Raw genomic sequence first — 7,023 nt, forward strand, 5'->3', positions numbered from 1 at the left:
GAAATTTTGCGTCAACAACACTATTTTCCCAGCTCAGGAGCACTTTTCGTCGTTTAACCACACCCCACCAGCCACTACCTCATGAAAGACCGAGGTTAGAGACGCCCTATTGGGCTTGGGTGAAAGAGAGCTTATCGGTCTCAAGGAGATATCGAGATGGCAGCGGCGGGTTTGAGATGCTTGATGAGTCGCTTGCAGAGAGTATGTGTCAAACTCTGGGCATCCGCACGCCCGACCTGCGCGCCCATGAACATAGCTCGTACGGAGGCTATCAACAGCTCAACTCAGCTATGGCTGCTCTTCGAAGCCATACGGTACCCCTGCAGATTGCCGATTATCTTCTTGCGCACGGCGGGCACGCCGCTGGCAAGACCCTGAATGCCATGTTGTTGCGAAGCAGGTCGCTCTATGAGGTGGGTTTGAGAGCCGGGCGTCCAGGTCTGACTAGGCGTGTGCCTCTAGGCGTTAAAGAGAATGCGGACGCGCTATTCGCTTCTTCTGGACAATCGGGGGTTCGGTTAGCGAAGGCGTGGGAAGCTCTTTACGGAATCAGCGCTGATGCCAGTAAAAGCTACGGCCTTGCCATCAAGGCTGTTGAGGATGCCGCTATACCGCATGTGTCTCCATCCAATACCAGGGCGACTCTAGGCACTCTAATCAACCAGATGCGGGATCAGAAAAATTGGTCCTTACCCCTGCACCGAGAACAACAAGAAAACGGTTCCGCCGATGTCATTCTTGGTATGATGCGGCTGCTCTGGAACGGTCAGCATGATCGGCATGGTGGTCAACCTTCCGCGCCTGGCGACGTTACTTTCGAGGAAGCTCAGGTCGCGGTTTCCCTTGCGGTCAATCTAGTGCAACTATTCTCCGCAAAGCTGGTTGAACGTCGAGAGTAGCCGCTCTGAACGATCGGTTCATCGCGCTCCACTCAGCATCGAACCCTTCAGGCAAGAGACAGACTGACACGAACATGAGCACTTGCCCTCTCAGCCGAGCGCTCGCGCCACGTCGTAGCTTGCGGATTTGGTGAGGTTGTTCCGCGCCCGATCATACCTCCGAGTGGTGCGTGGGTCAGCATGACCCATCGAGTCCTGTAGATCGTGCAGCGGTGTCCCTGAGTCCAGCGCGATTGTAGCGAACGCGTGCCGCAAGCTATGGGGGCTGATCTCCCCCTCAATTCCGGCCCTGCGCGCCAGCCGTTGCACTGTACGGAACGCCTCGGAGGATGCCCACGGCTTGCCGGTGGCCGTGGTGAACAACGGCAGACCTACGCTGGCCCCCTTCACCAGCTCTTGCCCCGTGGTGTCGAGATAGGCATTGAGCGCTTCCACGGCGGGGGCCGGAACGGCCACCCTGGCCTGTGTTCCGCCCTTGCGTTGGATGTTCAGCGTCCGGTGTCCGGTGTCATGCCCGTAATCCGTGGTGCTGGCACCGAGTGCTTCGCTGAGCCTTATGCCGGTGAACAGCAACAGACTCACCAGCGCATGGGACCGGGGACTATCAGTCTGGGCTTCGCCCAGCAGTGCGCGCGCCTGATCCTTGCTCAGCCCTTGGGTACTGGAGTGGTCAGCGTTCACCTTTGGGCGCTCCACCAGCGCGACCGGGTTAGCGGTGACGAGATCGGCTGAGATCGCGTAGCGGTAAAAACTCGACACCGCCGCAAGTTTCTGTGCCACGGTGGCCTGCTTACCGGCCAGCGCGTGACGGTAACCGTCCACATGCACCCGCCGAACACTGAGCAAGTCCAGCTGGTGGCCGTCCAGCCAGGCACAGTAGCTCTCCATGATCCGTGCGTAAGCTCGCAGCGTGTGGGGTGATCCCCGCTGCGCCAGCTTCCATGCCGCGATGGTCAGCTCGTGCCTGGACGCGTTGCCAAAGGGTCCAGTGGTCAGGCTCTTAAGTTCCATACACACATGATAACTGACATTATCATGTGGTCTAACTTGGCCTAGCGAAGCCCTGCTATGAACTCTCGGTGGTAGGCGAAGTTGGCTGGTTCAATCGCGTGCCGGAGATTCAGCAGAGCACGAACTTGGCCTGACGTCGTCTCGCGGAGATTCAATTCTTCGTCGACGAACACGGCCCCCTTATCAAAAAGAACGTGATCGTTGGGACAAAGGCACAGGACGTTGTCGGTTCCATCGGCACCACCGTGCTTCCCACCTACGGGGCGTACATGCGCTCCCTCGGCGTACGCGCCCGCTCCTACCGTCAATCGCACTGCGCAAAACTGACACGTGTAGTCGTAAAGCTGTTTGACGTACTGGGTTACCGCGCTGTTGCGTACGATTCGCTGCACAACTGACGCTTGTCGACCAGGCGTTGGGTTGCCCTGAGGTGGCACGTCGCCGCCGCCTGTGGGCTGCCCCTCGGTCGCGACCTCCCATGCCCCGCCGGGCTCTAACTGACGTAGCTCATATCGAAAGATCAGTGGACCATCGTTGCTCGGCTCTGACCAGTGCCGCTCGACGGAGAAGAGGCCGTCATATCTGTATCCACTCGCGGGCGAGTGCGCTGGGTCTCCCCCCGCGCCCCGTATGACCCGAACTGGCAACCCCCGCGCTTCGCTCAGCGCCAATCCTTGATTGCCCCGGGTCAGCGTCTGATCTTGAACCTGCCGCCCGAGTTCGTCGCGCCCACCCTGACCGGTGTAGAGAATCCACGTGCCGTGGTCCTGGTCATCCCGGTAACCACCCGAAACCACAATCGCGTCCGCACCGTCGTCGTAGTCACCGGAGATGCCTCCCTGATTATGACGATGCAGGCCCGCCCGCCTGACGTCTTTCCTGTCGATAAACGGCTGGCCGACGGTCACACCAGTTATCTGTCCGAACACACTAGGGGTAGGCATTGAATGATCGTACGGTTCGACCGATCAATATGGCGTCATCGACGCGAACCCGCCCGGACATGGCACCACCCGGAGGGGGGGCATGGGCCCCTCCGGGTAGTTCGCGGTTCCCCGGCGGTCTTCCCGCCTCGGGTCGCGAACGGGTTGCAACACTTTAAATCGTCTATACGGGGAAATAAGGGTGGAATGAGGGGTGCCGGGGTGATGGGAGGGAGGAGGCATAACCTCCACCCTCAAATCTCTACGCAGGGTGCAACGAGGGCATACTCCGGGGGATTGCCTTGCCATGCCTGCGGCTGTGACTGCGCCACGGTCCCGGTTCATTGGTGGGGAAGGTGGCGACGATGGAAAGGCACTCGGCACACGGAGGGCGGACTGTAGAGAATCCATCCTGGGAGCCGTAGGCGGCCTGAGCCGCACAACGGCTGTCCAGTCCAAGACGCATGTAGTGAGCTTTGGTCTTGTCCCACTCACGCGCGGAACTGGGGCTCTCGGGGTTGATCATAGGGACCTTTCAGGTCGGGTGATGGAAGGTGAATCGATGAGAGGCGCGGAGCTTGCTCCGCCCTGCGGGCTATGCGGCGCTCCGCTTGGCTTCTACATGGTCATGACCGGAGCCCTCAAGGCGTAGGTTCATGACGTCTGAGGCTTTTCCTTCAGCCGTTATGGAGCTCTCAGCGGAGTAACGGCGGTGATGCCGCCGTTTCCCTGGTTCTGGTAGGTGAGGGACGAGCCAGCAGAACGCTGGCCTGCGGGCCAGCTTCTACAGGGGAAGGGCTGGCCTTGCGGGCCAGCTTCGGCGAGCGAGAGCGAGCCGTTTAGGTCTTTATAGGTAGAAGGACATTCGGTGTGCCCGCCCGTCAGAACGGCGGAGCACCCTGATCCGTAACCCATGGCGGGATTTGGTCGTGATCCGCGTTGTACGTCCCCGTGTCGAATTTGAACCAATCCGGGTTCTCCACGAACCAGTCGAGGCCCCAACAGCCAGTGATCGCCTCACCGTCGGGAACGAGTTCCCAGATGGTGAGGATGTGGACGCTACTGGAGTTGAACCGTGGAAAGCTCTGCAAGAGACCCGCTTGCCGCGCGGCGTCCCAGTGCCGTGTGATGGTACGGACGCTGGTGATGCCCACGCTCTTAGCTACTGTTTCACGGCTGACGAATGTCTCTCCGGAGCGGTCTGCGTAGTTGACCATTGCGGCCAGCGTCCGCTGCACGGACGGTGGGACAGGAGAACCCTCGACTGTGGCTAGGTAGGACTCGGGGCAGTATCGGGCAACACGACTCCTCGGCGGTGCGTCTATCACTGCTTCACTGGCAGGGTCGGTTTCCAGCCGTTGCTGTAGCGCGATCCCAAAAACTCGCTCAGTTTCTGACTCGCTGCTGTCGCACCCAGTTGTTCAGGTCGTCGAGGTGGTAACGGCAGTTGCCGCCGAACTTGTGGAAGGCCGGCCCTCTGGCTCGGCCCGACTGGGCCAGCCACTTCTCAGAGACGTTGAGGTACCGCGCCGTCTCTCGCCGCGTAAGAAACGGCGACTGGTTCCGACCTCCCACTCCTGCCAGGTTCAGAAGTGGGGTTGAAGCTGATGAATCCAAAAAGTGCTCCTTTCGAGCAGCCGGGAACGAGATGCTTGGCAAGCACCTCGTTCCACTACTTTGGTACGAGATGCTTGCCATGTCAACATGGCACGGAAAGGTTTTTGTTGGCAACCATCTCGTGCTATGTTATTGACATGACGAACCTGGAACTCCCTACGCTTCCAGCAGGCGTGAAGTACCTTGGCAGACCCGAGGGGCCTGACGAGGCATCAGAGCCCGACGGCGGCCTAGAGTTCAAGGTGCTCTGGGCTCGCTACGAAATCAGCGGGCTTTCGGTCAGGATCGGGTGGACCGTGGATCACATGATGGGATCTTTTCGAGCGCCGAACCGTCTGCACATCGATTTCGACTCCTTCAACTACGGCACCGCCCCTGAAACAGCGGAGGGTTTCGCTCCCGAGCAGGCGTTCGACGGAATCACAACGCACGTCTTGCGCTCCGTGCCGATGGCGCACGCCCGTGCGCTCATGCGCGAGCGCTACGAGCAGCTCTTTGTTCTGAGTCTGCACGAGGCCTTATCTCCGCTCCCGACTCGCGTAGAGAGTGACCGTGACTACGTGCACGTCGCGATGGCGTATGTGGCGCTCGTGAACGGCGGCTCAATCGAGCCTCTAAAGCGCTTGTCGGAGTGGACAAACGAAAGTGATGACACGTGGTCTGCGCGACTTCGGCGCGCCCGCACCCGGGGGGTGCTGCTCGGCAAAGGGCGGCAGGCCGAGCTAAGCCCGAAATGCCAGAAGGTCGCAGATGAAATCTGGTCGCAGCTGAGGGAAGCCAAGGGAGCCGCAAGTGGCGGTCACTAAGCTCCCCGGTGGAACTAAGCGTTGGCAGGCAGACTGGACATCACCCGACGGCACGCGCAGGCGGAAACGCTTCCCGACAAAGCGGGAAGCAGAGCAATTCCTCCAGAACACTCTGCAGACCATAAGGGGCGGCACATACATCGATCCCAAGCTCGGGAGTAAAACCACCGTAGATCAGCTGTACCAAGAGTGGATCGACCGTATTCGCACTGTCGGTGCGACAGGGAGGAAACCTGCGTCCCCGAAGACGGTCGACAACTACCGACGGTTCTACGAGAACTACGTTCGGCCACGGTGGGGCCACACCAACCTCACAAGCGTCAACTACGACGACACTGCCACATGGATAAGGGACCTAACGGGGCGCGATGGACTTGCCGCAGGAACCACCACCCGCAGGGAGGTGGGTCTTCTCTTCGGCAGACTGATGGGCTTCGCGGTGAAGCGGCGACTGCTGCCCGCCAATCCTGCAAAAGATGCCCTGGGGAACACTGACTACATCCCCGCGAAGCAAACCAATCGGGAGCACGTCTACCTGACCATGCCACAGCTCGCCTCTCTCGCGCTGGCGTCAGGGGACAATTCGCTGTTCATCATGCTCGCAGGAACATGTGGACTTCGGTGGGGCGAAATCACGGCGCTGACAGTCGGAGACGTTCGCCTTGGCCCCCGCCCAACATTGACGATCACAAAGGCATACTCGGAGGTGAGCGGCATCTTGATCCTGGGGCCCACTAAGGGTGGTGAAAAGAGGACTGTTCCCTTGCCACGACTCGTCGCCGATCGTCTAGAGGGCGTCGTGCAAGGAAAGGTCGCCGGTGAACGCCTGTTCAGTGGTGCGCGCGGGTCAGCCTTGCGTAATAACACTTGGACGAGGCGGCACTACGCGCCAGCTATAGCCATGGTGGCAGCGGTGGACGAGAGCTTCCCGCGCCCGACATTTCATGACCTCAGGCACACAGCAGTCAGCCTAGCGATTAGTGCAGGAGTCAATCCGAAGGTCGTCCAGCGCATAGCTGGACACGCTTCCGCCACAATGACTCTCGACACTTACGCAGGGCTTTTCGACGACGATCTTCATGACAGTGCGACCCGTTTGAATGAAGCACTAACGGCTAGCCATTGGATCTGAGCGTCACTTTTTCGTCACCTCAACCCCCCTCTCCCCAATGGAGCTGGGGCCAATCCGTCTCACTCGTAATGAGAAGGTCGCCAGTTCGACTCTGGCAGGAGGCTCCACCTTAATCGCGGAAACATTGGGGCCTTCTGGGTCTACAGCTTGGTATTTGACAGTGTTATCCGATGTTTTCCGTCTCGCGTTCCAAATGACCCGACATTTTATCGACGCCGTAGCGCGCTGTCCCCACGCGGCCGAAATACGAGCGTGTCTCACGGACGACCTTTGCCACAAAAGACTGTGCCCGCATCCCACGGCTAGGAATGTACTCACGGCTGAGCATCCTCGACGTGTCCGTCCTTGGTGCAGGGGTTGAGTTGAACCGACGGCATGAGTCCGCATGGCGTCCCCGTTTGCCGTCACCGACGGCTGATAGCCAGTGGACCCAGTCCCTCAAGGGACCGGGTCCACTGCGATTTCGTCATTGAGCGCGAGTATTGCCCATTGTGAACGCCGGCGGCGTGGCAGGGGGTGGAGCAGCGCTACACCCGTTGCGCCCGGTAGAGGAAGGCGGCCATGGCATCACGGTTGATCGGCGTCAGAGGCTTGTAGGAACGGGTGCCATTGCCGTTGTCCCAACCGGTCGAAAT

Annotated in this window: 6 protein-coding genes; 3 read left to right on the forward strand and 3 right to left on the reverse strand. The window is 59.9% G+C overall.

From position 1 onward, the window contains the following. On the forward strand, positions 1 to 899 hold an 899-nt coding region (locus tag IWX62_RS15845; RefSeq protein WP_333483484.1), incomplete at its 5' end, for a hypothetical protein. A 90-nt stretch (positions 900 to 989) separates the two neighbouring features. On the opposite strand, the gene IWX62_RS15850 is transcribed toward IWX62_RS15845, so the two are convergent. The 3 genes from IWX62_RS15850 to IWX62_RS15860 all read right to left on the reverse strand — a co-directional run bounded on the left by IWX62_RS15850 (position 990) and on the right by IWX62_RS15860 (position 4,050). Further along, the gene (locus IWX62_RS15850; protein ID WP_196842380.1) at positions 990 to 1,910 is read right to left on the reverse strand and encodes a tyrosine-type recombinase/integrase; all 921 of its coding nucleotides are present in this window, start codon (positions 1,908 to 1,910) and stop codon (positions 990 to 992) included. 41 nt (positions 1,911 to 1,951) lie between these two features. Next, positions 1,952 to 2,854, reverse strand: coding sequence for a YDG/SRA domain-containing protein (locus IWX62_RS16495; RefSeq protein WP_196842381.1), 903 nt, complete (start codon positions 2,852 to 2,854; stop codon positions 1,952 to 1,954). 860 nt (positions 2,855 to 3,714) lie between these two features. Further along, entirely contained in the window at positions 3,715 to 4,050 is a 336-nt protein-coding gene (locus IWX62_RS15860; RefSeq protein WP_196842382.1) for a hypothetical protein, read from the reverse strand. Between the two features lie 537 nt (positions 4,051 to 4,587). Here IWX62_RS15860 and IWX62_RS15865 point away from each other — a divergent pair. Together IWX62_RS15865 and IWX62_RS15870 are read left to right on the forward strand one after the other, a co-directional pair. Then, the gene (locus IWX62_RS15865) at positions 4,588 to 5,256 is read left to right on the forward strand and encodes a hypothetical protein (protein ID WP_196842383.1); all 669 of its coding nucleotides are present in this window, start codon (positions 4,588 to 4,590) and stop codon (positions 5,254 to 5,256) included. Beyond that, positions 5,243 to 6,388, forward strand: a complete 1,146-nt coding sequence (locus IWX62_RS15870) for a tyrosine-type recombinase/integrase (protein WP_196842384.1) — start codon at positions 5,243 to 5,245, stop codon at positions 6,386 to 6,388. The genes IWX62_RS15865 and IWX62_RS15870 overlap by 14 nt, the downstream gene beginning before the upstream one ends. Positions 6,389 to 7,023: the final 635 nt, after the last annotated feature.

The organism is Arthrobacter sp. CAN_A1, from assembly GCF_015751665.1.
Lineage (GTDB): Bacteria > Actinomycetota > Actinomycetes > Actinomycetales > Micrococcaceae > Arthrobacter_D.

Bases quoted from the DNA above. Each gene is read 5' to 3' on its own strand.
- IWX62_RS15850 (WP_196842380.1), bottom strand. From the start codon at position 1,910: ATGGAACTTAAGAGCCTGACCACTGGACCCTTTGGCAACGCGTCCAGG.
- IWX62_RS15860 (WP_196842382.1), bottom strand. From the start codon at position 4,050: ATGGTCAACTACGCAGACCGCTCCGGAGAGACATTCGTCAGCCGTGAA.
- IWX62_RS15865 (WP_196842383.1), top strand. From the start codon at position 4,588: ATGACGAACCTGGAACTCCCTACGCTTCCAGCAGGCGTGAAGTACCTT.
- IWX62_RS16495 (WP_196842381.1), bottom strand. From the start codon at position 2,854: ATGCCTACCCCTAGTGTGTTCGGACAGATAACTGGTGTGACCGTCGGC.